The sequence below is a fragment of the Fluviicola taffensis DSM 16823 genome, from assembly GCF_000194605.1.
GTDB lineage: Bacteria > Bacteroidota > Bacteroidia > Flavobacteriales_D > Crocinitomicaceae > Fluviicola > Fluviicola taffensis.
This window is the reverse complement of record NC_015321.1, coordinates 2,906,568-2,927,612: the sequence shown is the minus strand read 5'-3', so window position 1 is coordinate 2,927,612 and position 21,045 is coordinate 2,906,568. Positions and strand designations below refer to the sequence as shown.

At 35.9% G+C, this 21,045-nt stretch carries 15 protein-coding genes; 11 read left to right on the top strand and 4 right to left on the bottom strand.

Annotation, left to right across the window (positions count from 1 at the left end):
* Positions 1 to 42 precede the first annotated feature (42 nt).
* From FLUTA_RS12720 to FLUTA_RS12710, 3 genes are read left to right on the top strand one after another with little or no spacing between them, the layout of a single operon-like run.
* Entirely contained in the window at positions 43 to 3,324 is a 3,282-nt protein-coding gene (locus FLUTA_RS12720) for a tetratricopeptide repeat protein (RefSeq protein WP_013687289.1), read from the top strand.
* Positions 3,296 to 5,254, top strand: coding sequence for a DUF3857 domain-containing transglutaminase family protein (locus FLUTA_RS12715; protein WP_043023808.1), 1,959 nt, complete (start codon positions 3,296 to 3,298; stop codon positions 5,252 to 5,254). Before FLUTA_RS12720 ends, FLUTA_RS12715 begins: the two co-directional genes overlap by 29 nt.
* Positions 5,255 to 5,256: 2 nt before the next feature.
* Entirely contained in the window at positions 5,257 to 7,221 is a 1,965-nt protein-coding gene (locus FLUTA_RS12710) for a DUF3857 domain-containing protein (RefSeq protein WP_013687287.1), read from the top strand.
* An 80-nt stretch (positions 7,222 to 7,301) separates the two neighbouring features.
* Here FLUTA_RS12710 and FLUTA_RS12705 read toward each other — a convergent pair whose 3' ends face one another.
* From FLUTA_RS12705 to FLUTA_RS12695, 3 genes are all read right to left on the bottom strand, one after another.
* Positions 7,302 to 7,754 (bottom strand): MarR family winged helix-turn-helix transcriptional regulator, encoded by a 453-nt coding sequence (locus FLUTA_RS12705; RefSeq protein ID WP_013687286.1) that lies wholly within the window; start codon positions 7,752 to 7,754, stop codon positions 7,302 to 7,304.
* A gap of 17 nt (positions 7,755 to 7,771) precedes the next feature.
* Complete coding sequence (locus FLUTA_RS12700) at positions 7,772 to 8,125, bottom strand: helix-turn-helix domain-containing protein (protein ID WP_013687285.1); 354 nt, start codon at positions 8,123 to 8,125, stop codon at positions 7,772 to 7,774.
* A gap of 497 nt (positions 8,126 to 8,622) precedes the next feature.
* A complete protein-coding gene (locus FLUTA_RS12695; RefSeq protein ID WP_013687284.1) occupies positions 8,623 to 9,891 on the bottom strand; it encodes a TCR/Tet family MFS transporter in 1,269 nt (422 codons plus the stop codon).
* 103 nt (positions 9,892 to 9,994) lie between these two features.
* Between FLUTA_RS12695 and mnmC2 the strand changes: the two genes are divergently transcribed.
* From mnmC2 to tpx, 3 genes are all read left to right on the top strand, one after another.
* Positions 9,995 to 10,666 carry a tRNA (5-methylaminomethyl-2-thiouridine)(34)-methyltransferase MnmC2 gene (gene mnmC2 / locus FLUTA_RS12690; RefSeq protein ID WP_013687283.1) on the top strand — a complete coding sequence of 224 codons (672 nt, stop codon included), beginning with the start codon at positions 9,995 to 9,997 and terminating at the stop codon, positions 10,664 to 10,666.
* A 153-nt stretch (positions 10,667 to 10,819) separates the two neighbouring features.
* A complete protein-coding gene (locus FLUTA_RS20840; protein WP_013687282.1) occupies positions 10,820 to 11,992 on the top strand; it encodes a T9SS type A sorting domain-containing protein in 1,173 nt (390 codons plus the stop codon).
* 114 nt (positions 11,993 to 12,106) lie between these two features.
* Positions 12,107 to 12,604 (top strand): thiol peroxidase, encoded by a 498-nt coding sequence (gene tpx / locus FLUTA_RS12680; protein ID WP_013687281.1) that lies wholly within the window; start codon positions 12,107 to 12,109, stop codon positions 12,602 to 12,604.
* 117 nt (positions 12,605 to 12,721) lie between these two features.
* On the opposite strand, the gene FLUTA_RS12675 is transcribed toward tpx, so the two are convergent.
* The gene (locus tag FLUTA_RS12675; protein WP_169312085.1) at positions 12,722 to 15,121 is read right to left on the bottom strand and encodes an outer membrane beta-barrel family protein; all 2,400 of its coding nucleotides are present in this window, start codon (positions 15,119 to 15,121) and stop codon (positions 12,722 to 12,724) included.
* 273 nt (positions 15,122 to 15,394) lie between these two features.
* Between FLUTA_RS12675 and FLUTA_RS12670 the strand changes: the two genes are divergently transcribed.
* From FLUTA_RS12670 to FLUTA_RS12650, 5 genes are all read left to right on the top strand, one after another.
* A complete protein-coding gene (locus tag FLUTA_RS12670; protein WP_013687279.1) occupies positions 15,395 to 16,342 on the top strand; it encodes a hypothetical protein in 948 nt (315 codons plus the stop codon).
* Positions 16,343 to 16,423: 81 nt separating this feature from the next.
* Positions 16,424 to 16,990: an RNA polymerase sigma factor gene (locus FLUTA_RS12665; protein ID WP_013687278.1), complete on the top strand. Its 567-nt coding sequence runs from the start codon at positions 16,424 to 16,426 to the stop codon at positions 16,988 to 16,990.
* Positions 16,977 to 18,449, top strand: coding sequence for a hypothetical protein (locus tag FLUTA_RS12660; RefSeq protein ID WP_013687277.1), 1,473 nt, complete (start codon positions 16,977 to 16,979; stop codon positions 18,447 to 18,449). The genes FLUTA_RS12665 and FLUTA_RS12660 overlap by 14 nt, the downstream gene beginning before the upstream one ends.
* Positions 18,450 to 18,625: 176 nt before the next feature.
* Entirely contained in the window at positions 18,626 to 19,402 is a 777-nt protein-coding gene (locus FLUTA_RS12655) for a class I SAM-dependent methyltransferase (RefSeq protein ID WP_013687276.1), read from the top strand.
* A 101-nt stretch (positions 19,403 to 19,503) separates the two neighbouring features.
* Entirely contained in the window at positions 19,504 to 21,039 is a 1,536-nt protein-coding gene (locus FLUTA_RS12650) for a YifB family Mg chelatase-like AAA ATPase (protein WP_013687275.1), read from the top strand.
* Positions 21,040 to 21,045: the final 6 nt, after the last annotated feature.

Here is a 21,045-nt window from a genome sequence, read left to right as displayed (position 1 = left end):
GTCTAACTGATTAGTTCGTCAACTTAATTGAATACTTACTTTATGAAGAAATTATTACTCCTCACTGTTCTTGCTCCATTTTCTTTATTTGCCCAAAAAAACATTTCTCGTGTAGTTGCTAGAGATGTTATTGATAAAGGTGTCGAGCTACATGATAGCGAAAAATACGAAGAGGCAATTTTAGAATATGAAAAGATCAATATCAATGATACGGCGTATGCCTTGGCACAATATGAAATTGCTTTGAGTGAAATGCAATTGGAACATTATGATAAAGCGCAAAATATTCTAAATGATTTGTTACAATACAAAATCCGATTCAATTTTAAACACCGCGTTTATTTGACTTTGGGGAATTGCTACGATCAAAACAAGAAGCCCGATGAAGCTATTCGGGTATACAATGAAGGGTTGAAATTGTATCCTTATCAACACAATTTGTTATACAACAGAGGTCTTGCTTACGCAAATCAAAAGAAATACAAAGAAGCAATTAGCGACTATAAACAAGCAATTCAAAGCAATGTTTATCATGGAAATAGTCATTTAGCTCTAGGATTATTGGCAGCAAATGAAGGATTGTATGACCAAGCAATGATGTCACTATTAACGTTTACATGGTTGAATCCAGATGACTCTAGAGCACCTGGGATTACTGGTATCATGGAGAGAATTGCCAACGGATCTTTTGAAAAAGAATCTAAGAATATTAAAGAATTGCTAGGCCCCGATAATTATGAGGATTACAATTTACTTTTCGAAAACAAGATTGCCTTGCAAGATAATTACAAAGCAAAAATGAGTGTTCCAACTGCTTATGGAAAGCAATTGCATTTGTTTCTGAAAAACAACACCTACGATAAGGATAACATGGATTTTTGGAATCAACATTATATGCCATTCTTTGAGAAAATTTGGAAAGAAAAAATGTTTGACCAATTTACAATGGTTCCTTTAATTGGATTTGAAAGCCCAGAAATTCAAAATTCCATTAAGTCTAAAATCCCTAAGATTAAAGCATTCTACGATTGGTCAAAAACAGCCTATAAAGAAACAACATCCAGCCAATACATGGAGTTTGAGGGGAAAATGCAATGGGTAAATGTTGATTACAAATCAAGTCATTTGGAAAGCATTGGAAAACTGAATGACAAGAATGAAAGCATTGGAAACTACTTGGGATATCACAAAAATGGATTATTAGAAATGCGTGCTCATTTTGACGATCACGGAAAATCTATTGGAACATGGGAAATTTACAATGATTTTGATGGTAATATTTCACGAAGAATTGAATTTACAGCAATTGAAAAAGAGAAAATCCAATACTCGTATTATTTCAGCGGCGAATTATATGTGAAGTACAAAATGATTAATGGTATTGAACAAGATACCGTGACTTATTTTTACCGAAATGGAACTGTGAAAGAAAAATACTTCCTCAAGGATGCTAAAAAAGATGGAATTTACAGATCCTACTTTCCCAATGGTCAATTATCCGTTGAAATGAATTACAAAGCTGGAATTGGCGAAGGAAACTATATCTCTTACAGCAATAATGGTGTAAAAGATGACGAGTTTAAATTGGTCAATGATATAATACAAGGCATTCGTAAAAAATACTATTCAAACGGTCAGCTCGCATCTCAATACAACTACGTGAATGGGAAATACGATGGTGAATACACGACCTATTTTTACGATGGTCGTATTGAAAATAAAGGAACCTATAAAAACGGTGTTGAAATCGGGAAATTTGAAGAATATTATTCCAACGGAGCTTTAGCAATTTCAATGCAATTAGACGAATCAGGAAAACAAAACGGGATAAATACCCAATATGATTTGGATGGAAAAAAATTCGAAGAGTTGGAGTTCTCGAAAGGAGAATTGAAATCAATTACCTATTACGACAAAGCAGGAACAGCAAAGGTTTTGGCAACCAAAAAAGGAAAGAAAATTGATTACATCCGTTCTTATCCAAATGGTAAAAAATCGGTGGAAGGTCAAATTACAGACGAAGAAAGAACTGGAGAATGGAAATATTATGACAAGTATGGGAATATCACTTCTATCGAAAAATACAAAGATGGAAAAGTGACCGATACCTTGAAAGAATTCTATTCCAACGGCCAATTGGAAAGCTTCTGTGTCATCAAAGATGGTAAACGAGATGGTTTATACCAATCCTTCAATATTTTTGGAGACTTAACAAGTGAGGGGTATTATTCTGAAGGAGAATACGACAATGAATGGATTGGTTATTTTTCCGATGGAAGCTTCTCTTACAAAAACTTCTATGTTCAAGGAAACAAACAAGGATACCAAATCTCGTATGATGTTGAAAGTAAGTTGAACTCCATGGATGAGTATGACAACGGTAGAATTATCGTGCATACGCAATTCGATACTACCGAAAATATGATTGGCCAGTTGGGAGAATACAACGGTGAAATCAAATTAAAAGATCCTACAAACTCATACGTTCGTTTTATCGGAAATTACAAAAATGGAACTGCTGACGGGAAATTCACTTGGTATACTATTAACAATATCATCACTTGTGAAGGAAGCTATAAAAATGGAGACAAAGATGGTATTTGGAAATGGTACAACAAAGAAGGTAAACTAATCCGTGAATCGAAGTATGTAAATGCAAATATAGACGGTGTTGAAAAACGTTACAATGATGATGGTTCAATCGAATCAGAAATCACATACATCAATGGAGATCGTCAGGGGAAATTCACTTATTACCATCCAAACGGAAAATTATCCATCGCAGGAGTGCATTTGGACGACAAACGCCATGGAGAAGTAACATACTACGATACAAAAGGGGCTTTGATGATGTCTAGAACTTACGATTATGGGATCTTCACGGCCTATTCTTATCACAATTCAGAAGGAAAATTGGTGAAACCCATTGAGTTAGTTGGTAACGAAATGAAAGTTGTTACTTATTACAAAACAGGTAAAAAATCAGGTGATCACACACGGAAAAATGGACTTATTGAAGGAAGATACATCACCTACCATGAAAATGGGAAAGTATGGGAAGATGAAGGATACGAGCACGGTGAATTATCTGGAAAATCTCTTGATTTCAATGAACAGGGTATCAAAGTAAAAGAAATTAACTACTTGAAAGATCAATTGCATGGAAAATACATGATATTCAATGCAGTAGGCAAATTGATTTATGAGGCGATGTATCGTTTTGGAGAATTACATGGCGAAGCAAAAGAATACAACGCAGAAGGAAAATTAATACGAATCGTTACTTATTATGGAGATGAAGCAATCAAAATTCAAAAATTCTAAAAGTTTCACTCTTTTATTCGGTTTACTTTTCATCGGTTTCTGCTCAACTGCTCAAACAATTGATATTCTAGCAACTTATAAAAAGAAGTATCCTGGGAACCACATTGTTCAAACAAAAAATGAACGCACGGTCACGATCAAATATGTAAAGGGCGTTCCTACACTGGTTTATCATTTCGAATACGAAGATTTGATTATCGATAAAAATGGTGCAAGCATGTTATCGGAATATTCCATTGATTTTACTTCATTTGAGGCAATTGCCAATATCGAAGCATATTCAATCATTCCAGTTGGAACTAAAAGCAAAAAAGTAAGTTCCAACGAAGCATTTACCCGAGACGCTGAGGCAGACAGAGGAATTTTTCACGATGACAACAAAGAAACAGTAATCGTTTTCCCAGGTTTAGTAGAAGGTGCATTGCGACATATTTCCTACGATGTGACTATGAAGGAGAATAATTTTCCCTTCGGATTCATTTTTTTCGACTATTCTCCGTGTGAAAACCCAACATTTAAAATAATTACTGATACATCGATTCATCTTATGCTGAAGGAATATTATACAGATAAAATCCAGCTGAAAAGAGAAGAATCCATTTCCAAAAATATCAAAACAACAACCTACAGTTGTGAAAATGCTTTGCTGTTAAAACCAGAAGAAAATGCTCCAAACATGCGTTATTATGCACCGCAAGTTTTAGGGCAGCTTTCTTATTACAATTACAAAGGAAAACGAACCAATGTTGGAAGTAATTTACAAGATTTACACACCAACTATGCACCAAATGTAGCTGAAGTTGAAAATGAAAAACCAAGTCCTGAAATCACTCGGATTGCAGATTCTATTACCAAAAACCTCACAAACAACTTAGATAAAGTAAGAGCAATCTATTATTGGGTTCAGGATCATGTGAAATACATAGCCTTTGAAGAAGGAATGGGCGGATTTGTGCCTCGTCAACCAAATGCCGTTGTGGACAAACGATTTGGAGATTGTAAAGACATGGCTTCGTTGATTTATTCCTTATTGAAAGCGGCAAATATCCCAAGTTACTTAACATGGATTGGTTCTCGAGACATACCGTTTAAATACAGTGACTTTCCTAGTGGAATGTGTGATAATCACATGATAACAACCTACAAAGAAAACGGAAAATTCTACTTCTTAGATGCAACCAATTCCTTTCAAACAATGAATGCATCTACTGGATTTATTCAAGGAAAAGAAGCGCTTTTACACATTAGTCCAACTGAATTTGAATTAACAACCGTTCCGATTCAAGATGCCAATTACTCATCGGTGGTTGATCATTCTAAAATCAAAATTGAAGGAAAAGATTTGGTTGGTTCATCCACTTGTTCGATGAGTGGATATTACCATACATTGATTGGAAATTATGCAAAAGATGTGCTTTCAAAGGATGAATTGAAATTTTTGACAGGAATCAATCAGCGTGGAAATAATTCGTTTTTCGTAACAAAAGGGCACATGAAAAACATGCTTGAAAGAGATACAATTGGAATGATGTACTTTGATTGGACTTGTAAGAATTACTGTACAAGTTTGAACGATGAAATTTACATCAACCTAATTTTGAATAAGACTATTACGTATCAAAATGAATTGAAAGAAACACGTGTTGCTCCTTTTGAATTAGATCATGAGTTTTCAGATACGTATATTGTAGAGCTTGAAATTCCAGAAAATTATGTCGTGAGTAGCCTGCCTAAACCAATCTCTTACCATTCAGATATGGTTGACTTTGATGTAAACTATGTACAAACTGGAAATCAGGTTGTTTTAACACTAACAATCGCTAATAAGTTCACCATTCTCGAGCCGAGTCAATTTCCAGAATGGAATAAATTCATCGCACAAAAGAAAAAAGCATTATCGGAAACCATCGAATTAAAACGTAAAAAATAACTATGAAACAACTCTTAATCATTCTTATCGCATGTGGTTGTATGAATTACACCATTGCTCAATCGGAAGTGAAACCAATTTACCTCAATTATGACTGGAAAAGTACACCAGAAAAAATAGAAGCTTCTGAAAAAGACAAATTGAAAGATGAAGTGATGCTTTTCGAAAAAAGAAGTGTGGAATTTGCAGAGTATGGCGATGGATTCTATCAAATGGTTCTACTTCACAATATTCAATTAATCAACACAGATGCGGGTATTGAGGAGAATAACAAAGTCTATATCTCCAACAAACCAGGAGCAAAAGTACTGAAACAAAAAGCCCGCGTTATTAAACCAGATGGGAAAATTATCAATCTAAAAGAATCAGACATTCAGGAATCTAAAAATGAAAATGGAGAAGTTGAATATCGCTATTTCGCTTTGGAAGGTTTGGAAAAAGGCAGCTATATTGAGTATTTACATTACATGAGCGAAGAACCAACTTTATCTGGCGCTTCCTTATACCTTCAATCCTCCATCGACAAAAAGAAAGTTGAATACGATATTATATGTCCGAAGCACCTGGAACTCATGTTTCACTCTGTGAATGGAATGCCTAATTTTAAAAAAGACACTTTAAATGCGGATGTTAATCGCAGCTTTATTGATACCACAAATATTGAAGGTTTAAAAGACGAAGAATCGAGTGCATACAATGCAAACCTGATGAAATGTTATTACAAATTGCAAAAAAACACTTCTTCTGGAAAGTCCAATTTGTATACTTACCTAAACGTTTCCAAGAACGTATATTCTAATTTATATGAAACTCCATCGAAAAAATCATCCAAAAAAATTACTGAATTGACCTCAGAAAATGCCTTAGGAAAAGGCGATTTAGAGTCAAAACTGCGCAACTTAGAATACAATCTAAAAACAGAATACGGGTTGACGGAAGAGTACTTCGATGGAATTAGCGATTTAGACAATATTTTGACGAAGAAAGTCACCAATGAAACTGGAACGATCAAATTGATGATTGCTTGCTTGAAAGCACTCAATGTGAAATTTGAGGTTGTTATGACTTCAAACAGAGATGAAAATCCTTTTTTAACCGATTATGAAGCTTACAACTTTTTGGATGAAACACTTATTTATTTAAGTGATTTGAAAAAATATTGGTCAGCTGGTATTTTTTCCCGCATTGGCTTTTCCCCTTTCGAATTCAATAACAATTACGGCTTATTCATTGAAGAACGCATTGTGAATGAACAAGCTTTTGGAGTGGGGAAAGTAAAATACATTGGTGGAACAAAAAGTGAAGAATCCATTGACGAAATAAATACAATTGTAACATTCGACGCTAGTTTATCAGAACCTACAGTTCAAGTAGAACGAAAATTATCAGGCTACAAATCCATGATTCCACAATTCATCTTAGACATGGTACAAGATGACGCAAAGAAAACTGAACTTAAAGAAGATGTTTTGTTGTATATCGATAATGAGGCAAAATTAACCGATGTTACTTACGAAAACGACAATGGTAAATTAGCCGGGAAAGAACCATTTGTTGCGAGAGGGAAAATATCTGGAACATCTTTCATTGAAAAAGCTGGAAACAAAACCCTTTTAAAAATTGGAATGTTGATTGGGCCACAAGCTGAAATGTATAACAAAGAAGCACGTAAATTACCTGTATCAACTCAATTTACTCGTCAATATGTACGAAAAATCATTGTAAATATTCCAGAGGGAGTAACAGTAAAAAATCCAGAGGTATTGAATTTCAACATTGTTACAAACGATGAGAAAGCTTTACAATCTGGTTTTGTGTCTTCTTACGAAATGAAAGGAAACCAATTGATTGTTACCATTAATGAATTCTACAACAAAGTAAACTACACCGTTTCAGAATACGAAATGTATGAAAAAGTAATCAATGGTGCTGCCGATTTCAATAAATTGGTGATTGTACTGGAATAAAAAGAATCCATAAAAAAAAGGTGCCATCGAATTCGATTAGGCACCTTTTTTTTGCTCTGTTTTTTGATTCTAAAGCGTATTTATCGTTTGCAATTGGTTGCAATTTGAGTCATCACCTTCGTTGCAATTTGCATTTCTTCTTGTGTAAGTCCCGTCAATGCATGTGAGCGATTGTTCGGAATGACCTCGTCCATCGCATCAATAGCATCTAGAGCTTTTTGTGTGACCAAAATATCCATCTTTCTGCGGTCTAATTTATTGATCTTACGCTTCAAATATTTAGATTCTACCAATAAGTTAATCATTCGATTAACAGAAGCTGCATCTTTAAATACCTGTTCCGAAATTTCATTTTGCTGAATTTTTGGATTTTCAATCAAACACTTTATCACCAACCATTGGTCGATTGTAATCTGATGACCTAAAGATCTTAAACGAGCTTGCGCAAACTGACGGTAAGTTCTTATTGCTCTATCGATCTTATAAAAAATAATCGAATCTAATTTTTCCACTTGAGTTACGTTGTAGTACATGATGAATTGAGTTATTATCAGGACGTCAAATAATCACTCGAAGTTGCATTCCGTGGACAAAAACCATGAATTCTTTTAAAAGCCTTGCTGAACGAGGCTAAATCTGAATATCCAAAAAGCGAACTGATTTCTGTCCAAGTATAGCTTTGTTGAATATGTAATTCTTTCGCTTTTTGCATTTTAATCCTTCTAAAATAGCTCGCAGGTCCAATTCCAATTAAAACTTTGAAGCTTTTATTCAGTTTAGAAACGGAGAAACCAATCATTAGAGCATGTTTCGAAATATCAAAACATTCTTGAGGATGCTCATGCATATAATCAATCAATTTCTCAATTGCCTTGCGATCTTCTGAGTGCAACATTTGTTTCATAATCACGAACTGTTAAAAACAAATATACTTGTTTTATCATTAATTGACACATCAATTAATGATATGAAATCATTTTATATTGCCATTTATCACTGATAACAAACCGTTTACATTCAAGTACAAAAACAGACAATAGGCAAACGAAAAAAAACAAGCAGTTTTGAAGAAATAAACTAAATAAAAAGGATATGATACAATGGTTCATTCAAACAAGCATTATCGATCTTTTCGCAATTTTCGGTAAAAAATAAGGTAAGATATTTCTTCAAGGTTAGGTATGACTCCGTTTGTTTTAACACTCTTACGAAAAACTTGGTTTTAGTCAGAGTAAATAGGTAGATAGAGAGTATGGTTAGGTAACATGAGTAAGTTGAGATACTTCAGCAATTAACAAAGCGAAACAAACGAAAGTCAGAACCCGAAACAGAAGAAAAAACAGCTGTTTTTAGCTGAGTAAATTAAAGAGGAAAGTTCCGACACTCATTGTCGGAACTTTTTTAGTTTTCTACAGATTCTTCTGACTGCTCATCCAAAAGTGCTTCATTTGCTTTAAAAGCAATCTTACTGAAGACATACCGTAAGAGAATCAAGGCAATAATTGCCAAAGCTCCAGCGACAAAGAATGGAGATCCATAAAAGATCGAATTTTTCTCCGCCAATGGAACAGATTTGTAAAAAATCCAAATCATGAAAATCGGACCGATAATTTCAGCCAAACTCATCAGAGAAGTAAAAATCCCTTGCAATTCTCCTTGTTCGTTGCTTTTAGCTTCGGCTGAAACTAAAGAGCGAATACTTGGATCCACAATTCCTGAAAATGCATAAGGCAAAATAATCACATACATCATCCAACCATAGGGAATCAAACCAATTCCAAGTGTTACCACACTTAATATGACCAAGCCTAAAGTTGCGGCGCCCTTCTCTCCCATTTTCTTAACGATTGGTCCAGATAATGCTCCTTGAACTAAGCCAAAACAAACTCCAACAACTGCCAATGAAATTCCCACGTCTTTTGTTTCCCATCCATAACGTGCTATGGTATAATAATTCCACACCGAATGAATTGCCATATTTGAAAGTAATACAACAAAAGTTACTACAAACAATCCCCTATATTTTGGAAAACGAACGATTTGCATGATCGCACCAATCGGATTCGCGCGTACAATCTCAAACTTTCTGCGGTCAGAGACAGGCAATGACTCTTTCAAGATCAATAAACCATAAATGAAATTCGCCAAAGATAAAAATGCGGCAACCATGAAAGGAACACGCAAACCAAACTCAGATGCAGCTGCTCCGATTGCTGGTCCGATAACAAATCCGATTCCAAAAGCCGCTCCAATCAACCCAAAATTCTGAGCTCTGTTCTCATTGGTAGAAATATCTGCGATATAAGCTGCTGCTGACGTGAAACTTGCACCAAACATTCCAGAAATAGCTCTACCAAGTATCAACCATCCCAAACTTGGAGCAAAGTACATGAATACATAATCCAAGCCCAAACCAAGAAGCGACATTAAAATGATTGGTCTTCGTCCGAAACGATCACTCAAATTTCCAATGAGTGGAGAAAACAAAAATTGCATACATGCATATGGAATCAAAACTGGAATGGAATATTTGGATGACTCAGTTATGGACAAATGTGTTACATCTGCAATCAAACTTGGAAGTGAAGGAATAATAATCCCCAACCCAATGGAATCAATACAAATCGTAATTAAAATAAATAGTAAGCCTTTGGTTTGTTTTTCACTCATGCTTCAAAATTAAGGATTCATTTTAGTTGTTGGAAATCTGAACTTTAATTTTAGGTAAAATGTACCTGATGAATTATCAATTATGAATAGCTAGCTTTACACCATGAAACGTGAATTGGTAAAAACTGCAGATGGTTCAACAACAATCTATCTTCCGGAATGGAACGAACATTATCATTCAAGTCATGGTGCATTGCAAGAGGCACAACACGTTTTCATTAAACATGGGCTAAACCCAAAATCAGGCGATTATCTAACGATTTTTGAAATGGGTTTCGGAACTGGATTGAATGCACTCCTCACCTATTTTGCTTCGGAAAAACGCAATCAATACATTCATTACATTGGGCTCGAAGCTTTTCCACCAAGTGCAGAAGAAATTGAAGGAATGAATTACACTTCCTTTACCCGCGATGAAGAAGCGGTGGAAGTTTTCAAAAAAATGCATCAGGTGGAATGGAATGTAGCACGCGAGATTTCAGAACATTTTGTACTTGAAAAAGTCGGAAAACAGATTCAGGAATTGGAAATGGGAAAAGAAACAATCGATTTGTGTTACTACGATGCATTTGGCCCCAGAGTTCAGCCAGAACTATGGACTCCGGAAATTTTTCAAAAAATCTACGATTGGTTGAGTCCAGGAGGTGTTTTGGTAACATATTGCGCAAAAGGACAAGTGAAACGCGATTTGAAGTCTGTTGGATTCGAAGTGACTTCATTGCCTGGTCCTCCAGGAAAGCGTGAAATGACGAAGGCAGTAAAAAAATTATTCTGAAAACTCCTGATAAAACACTATTTTTGAGTAGAATAAACCAAATAAAGGGCTGTAAACAAATAGCAACTCGGGTTCATCAGTCAAAAATAATCTGACACATTTAATCATAAAGCACCTCCTTTTGGTGATCTTTTTTTAGAAACTATTTTCACTATGACACAAAGATCTTTCCTACTCGCAATTACCCTGTGTATCTCTTTTATAAATAATTTGAAAGCCTTGGATATTAATGGAAATATTCAAGTAAACGGAGTTACCCGAACGTTTATCATTCACTCACCAGGCACATGCGTAGCCACTAATTTACCAACGGTCTTAGTGTTTCACGGAGATGGAGGGACAGCCTCAGGAATTAAAGGTTACTCAGGATTTGACGCTGCAGCTGATAACAATGATTTTTTAGTCGTTTATGCTCAGTCTACCAACGATTTAGGAAACGGAATATGGAATAAACCTGTAGACGGCGATGAAACAGGGGAACCACAAGATGTTGCTTTTGTTTCTCAGTTGATTGACTACCTATGTACTAATTATGGGATTAACAAGAAACAGGTATATGCAACTGGTCATTCCGGAGGAGCCTTTTTTTCATACAGATTAGGGGTAGAGTTAGCTGATAAAATAGCAGGAATAGCGCCTGTTGCAGGTAATATGTATGGTGATAATAACTATTTGACCACTTATTCGCAAAATTCATTTGTTCCAGTTCCTGTGTGGCACATACATGGAGATGCTGACGGGACCGTAGCTTATCCAGATTCTGATTTTACACCAACAGCTTGGAACGAATGGCCATTGTCTTTTTTTAGTGCACCAGCAAGTGCTTGTGGAGCGAATACATACAATGCTTCAAACGTATCCACCATTGTTTCTGGGGTTCAAAAATATCCCTTTTGTACGAGTGGCAAAGAAGTTTCAATCATTCGAATCGTAGGAGGAGGACATGGCTGGCCAGCGGTAAATGGCTTTAATGCAGCAACAGCAATCTGGAATTTCTTCAAAGACTATCAACTAGCGAATTTAGCGAGTTGTCAACCAGGACCTGGCAACTGTACTACAGGTATTGGTTCGGGAAATGTCTACGGAGAAGACTGGATTACCATCTATCCAAATCCAGTAAAAGAAACAGTGATCCTACAATTTCATATCCCTTTAATTTCCATCCAATTAACTGACTTGTCGGGTAAATTGATTACTGAAAAACAGGTAAATGGAGCAACTGAAACACAATTACAACTAACTAATTTACCATCAGGAATTTACATTTTAAAATCTATTGATAAAAGTGGAAATTTCGCCATTCATAAACTAGTTGTGGAAAATTGATTCACAGGATTTAATTCTTTACTACCAAAAGTTATTTTGACATGGATTAATTCGTAAAAACAATCATTTCTGTCATATTTACTTCTAACTTTAGACTGGTAAAAAATACAACAAATGGCAAACGTAACATTAGGAGGAAATCCTCTACACACAAGCGGTGAATTACCAGTAAAAGGAGCACACGCAGCAGATTTTTCATTAGTAAATGCAGACTTGGGAACTATTTCACTGGAAAATTACAAAGGAAAAAAATTGATTTTAAATATCTTCCCGAGCATTGATACAGGAACTTGTGCAGCTTCTGTGCGTGAATTCAACAAGAAAGCTTCTGCTTTGGAGAACACTACTGTTTTGTGTATTTCTCGCGATTTACCTTTCGCTCAAAAACGTTTTTGTGGCGCAGAAGGAATTGAAAATGTAGTAACGCTTTCTGATTTCAGAGATGGTGAGTTCGGAAAAAACTACGGATTGGAATTATTAGATGGTCCTTTGAAGGGATTGCATGCAAGATCAGTTGTTGTTTTGGATGAGAATCACAATGTTGTTTACACAGAATTGGTACCGGATATTAAAGATGAACCGAATTACGACGGAGCTTTGGCTGCATTGTAAAAAATAAATTGAATATGAAAGTCCCGTTTTACTTAGGTAGACTGGGACTTTTTTTGTCTCATAAGGATAAGTGCAAGATTATCCACCACTTACCCGGGTAATATTTTATCAGAGGCATCATTCCCCACCCACATTTGGCAAGTTCAATCCATCCGAATCATTCTTTTCCACTTTCCCAAAGGAATAAGAAACTTTGAACCAAATGATTCGCGTGTCCTGCTTAGAATAACTGTTCATTTGAATATTTGGAAACGAAACCCGGGCATTACTTTGGTCGGTATTGAAAATATCCTCAAATGAAATCGAAGTCTTCCACTTTTTGTCGTAAAACTCTCTACTCAAAATAACATCAAAAGCCGAGCGATTTCTTACAAACTCATAAATCTGATAATTTCCTTTACTCGTGATGTAATAATCAATATTCATTCGAATTTTCCAAGGTAAAATAAATTGTGAATACACTCCCAAAGTCCACATTCCCTTATTCGGATTCACATAGTTATAGCCCGAAATACTCGTCTTCGTATAAGAAGTATAAATGTATAAAAAGGACATTTTATCTACGTCAACAGGATCATCCATGAATTTCAGTCCTTTCGTAAACAAGGCAAATGGAACTGGAATTGCTAAAAAATAATTCATCGAGTTCACATTGTTATAAGTACGGTAAGTTTGAACCGTTTGTACCGAATTTGGTGCGACAACTACTTCGTTCAGATTCAGAAACTGCGAATGCGTGAAATTGACTGAAAACTGCGCATAATCCAAAACAGTGATTTTAAATTGCGCATTGTCATAAAAATTAGGCTTCAGCTGCGTATTTCCACTGGAAGAACTAAATGAATCATAATATCCTGAATTATTTGGATCGTACTGTGTGAAATTTGGGATTCCGATTTTCCGAGAATACGTTCCAATGATATTCACCATGGAATTCATGCGATAGATTGCATTAAACGATGGAAAGAAATTGAAGTAATTATTTCGTGCAGTACTTGTTACATTGGAAGCTCTTCTCAAACTAAAATTTTCAGCTCTTAAACCTGCACCAATGGATACTTTCTTTCCCAATTTCTTTTTTAAATCCACGTAGGCAGCCAAATTATCTTCCACATAATCAAAGTCAATCACAGAAGTATAGAACGGATTATCAAAAATATCTGAAGAGGAATTATTCAAATTATACGACCCAATATTTTTCACATCCATCAAGCTGTACTTTACTCCTGTGTTCAGATAAAACTTGATTTTTTCAAACGGAATTTCGGCATCAGCTCGCAAATAGAAGCGATTGATATTCATATAATAATCCAAAATACTGTAATCATCCGTTGCCGAAATTCGTTGGGTATTGCTTCTTTTCGACTTGTTCTGATAATTGGAATAAAATGCCGTCACATTCAACACCCGTTTCAGCGTATCAAATTCCTGTCTGAATTTCGCAATCCCTTCGTTTCCCATTCCATAATTTCGGGATTTATAATCGGTTCGAAGTTCAACTGCAGGACTAATCGATTGGCTTGCGGTCACTGAATTTCCGTTGATCTTATTATCGCCGAAAGAACCGTTGTAATTCAGCATCAAACTGGAACGCTTCGACAAATTCAACGTCACTGAAGGTTTGAAGTAATAATAGCTATTCCGAGTTTGTTCCTTTCTATCGGAATTTAAACCAATCTGCGGATTAAACGAATTGAATACACGCTCGGAAGTATCTCTGTTGGAGCGTTCATTATTGGAATATCCCATCTGAAGTTGCCAACTCCATCTGGATTGCCTTCCATTTAAAACTAAAGAAGGAGAAATTTTCTGATTCTGATTCAACCCATAACTCAAAGTCACCGTTCCAGACAACCATTTCGTCGCTTTCCCAATGCTGTTGATATTGATCACCGCTCCACTTACATTTGCATCAAAAGAAGCTCCTGGATTCGAAATAATTTCAATCGTTTCAACTGAATTCGCTGGCAAGCTCTTCAATAAATTCATCAAATCATCTGTCGACAAACTACTTGGAACTCCTTCGAAATAAACAGTTGCTAATTGTCCGCCAATAGCAAATCCTCCCCCAGGATAAGGCATTACTCCGGGAACTTTCAAAATGGCATCGTAAATACTGCTGATTGATAAAACGGGATTATCCTTCACTATCAAGGTAGTTTTATCTGCTTCAATTTCGATAAATTTTCGTTGAACTCCCGTAATCGTTACCTCATCCAATTGTGCTATGGGTTCTTTCAGTTTAAACTCACCCAAAGAAATGGAATCGGGCGTATTTGCTTCAATCTTAAAATCCACCAAAATCAATTCATACAATTGCGTTTTAATCTGAACGGTATAAACTCCTGGAATTTTAGGAATCTCCAAATACTTTTGGCATACTGAAAACTGTTCTTTCAATAAAACACTGTCTTTTCCCGCAAAAACAGAAGAAAGAGTTAATTGCTTGGGAACATCTTCACAAGGAATATCTTTTACAGAAATTGAAAAACGAATCCATTGCGATTGCCCGAACAAAACAGACGAAAAAAGAAAAAAACAAATAACAATAAAGATACGGCACATAGGAAAGTCAGCGTTTCGTTGCTCAAAATTAAACTATTCATTCGATCTGAAACGAAAGAAATGTAATCAGTTACAGAAATCGAGGATTAATGGCATTTCAATAAAACAGATTCAGAAGTGCATCTCCAGGCGCTTTTTTATTTTTATTCAAAAAAAAGTATGCTAGCCCCCCCCCTGAATAGTTCATTTGTTTCGTTCTTATTTGAAATACTAAAATTAAACATCATGAAACACTTCAATCTATCATCAGTGCTAATGGCAGGTGCCTTACTGATATTCTCAACCTCTTGTAAAAAAGACAAAACACAACCTACAACTCCAGATCCAACTAACCCGGCAACGAATTACGCATCGGCATTTTTTAATAGTAATCTGAGTAACGGTAAACAAACCTTTACCATCAATGCTGGACAAACTCAAACCATTACTGGAAACAAAGGAACGGTGATTCATTTCAATCCGAATTCATTTGTGACAGCTAGTGGTACTCCAGTAACTGGAAATATTCAAATTGAATTCGTTGAAATTTACAGTAAAAAAGACATGATTTTAATGAACAAACAAACCGTAGGTAAAGTATGGAATGGAGTTAGTCCATTAATCTCAGGAGGGCAATTTAATATTGTTGCTAAGCAGAACGGTCAAAATCTGAAACTGGCTCCAGGAGCAAATTACCTAATTGAGGCTCCAGCACCGAATGGAACAACGAATCAAATGGGACTTTTCTATGGTCAAATTGACAATGAACAATTGGAATGGACACAAGTTGATTCATCAAATATGAGTGCGGGTACAGGAATTTATTCCGCATTTCCAGATAGCTTGGGATGGGTAAATTTAGATTACTTCATGAACAATTCGGAACCACTCTCCAAGATTGATGTTCAAATTCCATCTGGATTCACAACCCAAAATACAAGAGTCTTTGTTTCAGTTGACGGAGCAAGTTCAATGGGAGGAATTTATCAGGTAAGTTCTGGGATATTTCATTCAGGAGGTTACAAACTTCCTATTGGTATGAATGTTCATTTCATTATCATTAATCTGGATAATAACGAAATTCATGCAGCAGTGATTCCAGCAGCAATAACAACGGATCATTTTCAAACAGTTGGTTCATTAAACCTTTATTCTCTTGCACAATTAGAAGCATTACTGAATAATTTACCATAGCGCCACTGACTTACACATGAAAAATTACGTTTAGATAGTAAATACCTCATTTTTAAGTTTTTTTATTAAAAGAGTCTAATCTTGTTCGAATTAAACACTGATACCATTTCCTCTGTAAAAAAAGGTGACCGAAAAGTCATCCTGGATTTATATCACCACACTTTTCAGGTGTTAATGGGGAATGCCGTACGTTATACAAACGACAAGGAAAATCAGATGCAAATTGTGAATAATGCTTTTATGAAAATCATTTCCGGGATCGATCAGTTTCAAATTGGTACAGCTTATTTTTCCTGGGCTAAACAGATTGTTAAACGAGAAATAATCGATGATTTCAGAAAGAACAAACAATACAAAGAGCTGTTTCAGTACAATGACAATTATCAAAACAATGCGTTGAGCAAAGAACCTGAGATTGATCTGACTTTTGAAGCAGAAGAATTACAGCAAATGCTGAACACACTGCCCCCGGCTACGAAGATGGTTTTCAACTTATATGCCATTGACGGGTATTCATCCAAAGAAATCATGGAAGAGTTCCAGATTTCCTATGAAACCGTTAAATGGCACATCAAAGAAGCACGGAAGAAATTGAAGGTACAGATTGAGATTACCCAAACTAAAAAGATCGGTTTTGAAAAAAGATAAAAATCATATCGACAAACTGTTCAATGACTCATTGAATCAAAGGTCTTTCGACATTCCTGAAGCATTTCTGGAAGATTTAAACCAGCGTTTGGATACTTCTAAGAGAAAAAGACGGATTTTCTTTTGGTTGTTCACAGGATTACTATGCATCACAGGGGTGTCACTGGTCATTTTCTTTTCTCTCCAATCTCCTTCTTTTCCGTTATCCAGCTCCAAACAATTTACTCAACCAACCAATTATAAGTTTTCACAATCTTATACAGCAATTAACCCTGAATCAGGATTTGGTAAAATATCGCTGAGTATAACAGAAGGTAAAATGACCATTTTCGATACAACAACTGAGAAAGCGGATTGTATTTCCACGGCTACTATTCAGACAAAAAAACAAGCTGTAGAAAAACAAGTTCAGATCGGATTGTATGTTCAAAAATACATTCAGTCAAAAATCAGTAAAAACAACGTGAACGGTCAGATTGTTGATGCGGGCAATCCAGATAGTCAAGTTCCAGTAAGTTTGAATGATCTAAATAAGACATCGGACAAATCCATTTCAGGAAACACAACAGTCAATCCAAAAGATGACGTCAAAGATTCCGCTGGTACAGAATCTAATTCGACAATCGTTTCCAAAATGGAAAAGGATAGCACACTTGTGTTTAACCATGCTGATACAACATTCAATCCACTTACAACTTCAAATGAGGATTCGGATGATGAAACAAAAAATAAACCAAATAACAACTGGAGAAAAGAAATTCAATTGTACGGTGGTTTGGGAGCAAATTTCATCAAGGACGTCTCGACCAATAAAACGTATCTTGATAAGTTGAGCGAAAATCAATCTTCCATTCTGACTGCTTCATTCGGAGTAAATGGGAATTTGTCCTACAAAAATTTCACTTTCGGTTCAGGGCTTTCTTATGCACAGAGTGGAGAAAAAAACAGCCTTGATATCAATAAATACTATTTAAAAGATTCAACAGTCTCAGAACATATCATTGACACCATTTTAGTTCTAGATTCATTAGGCAATTGGGTTCAGGAAATACACGATACAACAATCAATCATAACTATCAATTTCAGGATTCGACTTCGCAACGAACTTCCTTTAAAAATACTTATTCCTGGATTTCCATTCCGATTCATTTCGGATACCGTTTCGAATTGGGCAATTACGAACTGATTCCAAGGTTTGGCGCACAGTTCAATTTCGGAATAGCCAAAAACAGAGGAAATTTCCCAAATGGAGATTTCACTGAAATTATGGAATACCAGGCCGTCAGATTCAATATTTCTTACCTCATCCAACTGGAAGTGAGGAGAAACTTCAACAGATGGCATATTTTCATCAATCCAACCTTTAAATCCATGATTAATCCAGCCATATCCAATGATCTCCTAAAAAGAAGATATTCTTCCTGGGGAATTCAGTTCGGAGTTGGACTAAAGCTTTAGATCTAAGAAGTACAGCAAATTCCAATTCATTATTTTTTGCCCGTCATAGCACATCAGCTATAACGGAATGGTATTTCATTGCTTCATTATTTATAAACAAAACGAAATCAACCACCTACAAACTCAAAGTTCCACTTGAAAAAAACAGTATAAATCTCCATCATAAAACTTGAGTTATGAATTACTTTAAAACAGAAATCACAAGCAATCACATTGTATCAGACAAGCCTCTTCATGAACGCCTTTTATTCCCTTACATTCAAATTGCATCACAGTTGAAAGGTGAAATCCTAGAATTGGGTTGCGGCTGGGGACGCGGAGTTGATTATTTCCAGTCTGACGAGATCCGCTATACTGGAGTTGATAAAAACAAATCGTTAGTCGACGATCTTCAGGTCAACTATCCAAGCTGCAATTTTCAGCAAGTCACACTTCCTGATTTAAGTGCTTTTGCAAATAACTCTTTTGATCACATTATTGCTTTTCAAGTGATAGAACACATTGAACAGGATGAGCTATTTCTAGAAGAAATTCACCGTATCCTAAAACCTGGTGGTAAACTTCACATGAGTACTATCAACAAACGTTTTTCTATTTCCCGGAATCCATGGCATATCCGGGAGTATGATTCAATCGGATTGACCATTCTGTTGAAAATGTTTTTCTGTAAAGTAGATATGAAGGGAATTGAAGGAAATGAACTTGTTTGGAAATACCATTTCGAAAACAAGAAATCCGTCAAACAAATTATGCGTTTTGACTTCTTCGGGTTGCAATACAAACTCCCTGCAATGTTACTTCGTATTCCTTACGAACTTCTAAATCGTTTGAACAGAAAAAAAATGATTCATTGTCAGCAAGGTAAATTCCTGGATATCAGTCATAAAAATTTTCATTTGAACGAAAATCCTGATTTGGGTCTAGATCTGTTTGTAATCTGCACAAAGGCTTAATACTTATGATTTCAAATTAATCTATTAATGATTAATAAATAATCAAAATAGTTGTTTCAAATGAACTTTATACTTACCTTAAAGTAAAAAACGAAACAATTATGCTAGTAAAAACATTTGGAAGCGCTGTCTTTGGGATTGATGCAACAACAATCACTATTGAGGTGAACATAGCAAATGGAGTGAATTTCATGTTGGTTGGACTACCAGATAAAGCCGTTCAGGAAAGTCATCAACGAATTAAAGCTGCTCTGAAAAACAACAACCTCAATTATCCGGGAAAAGAGATTACAGTTAATATGGCTCCAGCTGATATCCGAAAAGAGGGTTCAACGTTCGATTTGGCAATTGCAATTGGAATACTGGCAGCTTCTGAGCAAATTTCAATTTTGAAACTAGAACAGTTTCTTCTTTTGGGCGAGTTGTCCTTAGACGGAACCTTGCAATTGATGAAAGGCGTTTTACCCATTGTGATGCAAGCAAAAAAAGACGGATTCAAAGGAATTCTACTTCCCAAGCAAAATGTGTCTGAAGCAGCAATTGTAGAAGGAATCGATGTTTATGGAATGGAAAACATGCAAGAAGTGATTGATTTTCTCAATGGAACAAGGGAATTTAATCCTGAAGTATTCAATATAGAAGAAGAATTCAATCGACAATTACAAGACAACGAAGTAGATTTTAGAGATGTAAAAGGTCAAAGCGCTATCAAAAGAGCTTTTGAAATTGCAGCCGCTGGCGGACACAACGTGATTCTAATTGGACCTCCAGGAGCAGGAAAATCGATGCTCGCCAAAAGATTACCGACGATTCTTCCTCCAATGAGTATCGAAGAGTCCTTGGAAACAACTAAAATTCATTCCGTAGCTGGAAAAATTGGAAAAAACAACGGCTTGGTCACTCAACGACCATTTCGTAAACCCCATCATACTATTTCAGATGTTGCTCTTGTTGGAGGCGGATCTTATCCACAACCTGGAGAAATTTCATTGGCGCACAACGGTGTTCTATTCCTAGATGAACTTCCCGAATACAAACGCCAAGTATTGGAAGTAATGCGACAACCTTTGGAAGATAGAACAGTTACTGTTTCTCGCGCGCGCTTTTCCGTAGACTACCCAGCTGGTTTTATGCTCGTTGCAGCAATGAATCCTTGTCCATGTGGCTATTACAATCATCCCGAAAAAGAATGTTCGTGTGCACCAGGGACGGTTCAACGTTACCTCAACAAAATTTCTGGACCACTATTAGATCGTATTGACCTTCATGTAGAAGTAACTCCTGTTTCTTTTGATGATCTAGCATTCAACGCACCAACAGAAACCAGTGCTGAAATTCGAGAACGTGTTATCCAAGCAAGGCTCATTCAGTTAAATCGGTATCAAAATTCCAGTACTCATTGTAACGCGCAAATGCAGCGCAAAGAATTGACTCATTATTGCGAAATCACAGCTGAAGGAAAACAGTTATTGAAACAGGCTATGGATCGTTTGGGACTTTCTGCTAGAGCCTATGACCGCATTTTAAAAGTTGCACGAACAATTGCCGATTTGAGCAATTCTGAAAACATCGAAACGGTTCATTTATCGGAAGCAATTCAGCTGCGAAATTTAGACCGAGAAAACTGGGCCGGATAATTTTGA

Bases quoted from the DNA above. Each gene is read 5' to 3' on its own strand.
- FLUTA_RS12710 (WP_013687287.1), top strand. From the start codon at position 5,257: ATGAAACAACTCTTAATCATTCTTATCGCATGTGGTTGTATGAATTAC.
- FLUTA_RS12650 (WP_013687275.1), top strand. From the start codon at position 19,504: ATGCTAGTAAAAACATTTGGAAGCGCTGTCTTTGGGATTGATGCAACA.
- FLUTA_RS12715 (WP_043023808.1), top strand. From the start codon at position 3,296: ATGAAGCAATCAAAATTCAAAAATTCTAAAAGTTTCACTCTTTTATTC.
- FLUTA_RS12695 (WP_013687284.1), bottom strand. From the start codon at position 9,891: ATGAGTGAAAAACAAACCAAAGGCTTACTATTTATTTTAATTACGATT.
- tpx (WP_013687281.1), top strand. From the start codon at position 12,107: ATGGCAAACGTAACATTAGGAGGAAATCCTCTACACACAAGCGGTGAA.
- FLUTA_RS12700 (WP_013687285.1), bottom strand. From the start codon at position 8,125: ATGAAACAAATGTTGCACTCAGAAGATCGCAAGGCAATTGAGAAATTG.
- FLUTA_RS20840 (WP_013687282.1), top strand. From the start codon at position 10,820: ATGACACAAAGATCTTTCCTACTCGCAATTACCCTGTGTATCTCTTTT.
- mnmC2 (WP_013687283.1), top strand. From the start codon at position 9,995: ATGAAACGTGAATTGGTAAAAACTGCAGATGGTTCAACAACAATCTAT.
- FLUTA_RS12655 (WP_013687276.1), top strand. From the start codon at position 18,626: ATGAATTACTTTAAAACAGAAATCACAAGCAATCACATTGTATCAGAC.
- FLUTA_RS12705 (WP_013687286.1), bottom strand. From the start codon at position 7,754: ATGTACTACAACGTAACTCAAGTGGAAAAATTAGATTCGATTATTTTT.
- FLUTA_RS12720 (WP_013687289.1), top strand. From the start codon at position 43: ATGAAGAAATTATTACTCCTCACTGTTCTTGCTCCATTTTCTTTATTT.
- FLUTA_RS12670 (WP_013687279.1), top strand. From the start codon at position 15,395: ATGAAACACTTCAATCTATCATCAGTGCTAATGGCAGGTGCCTTACTG.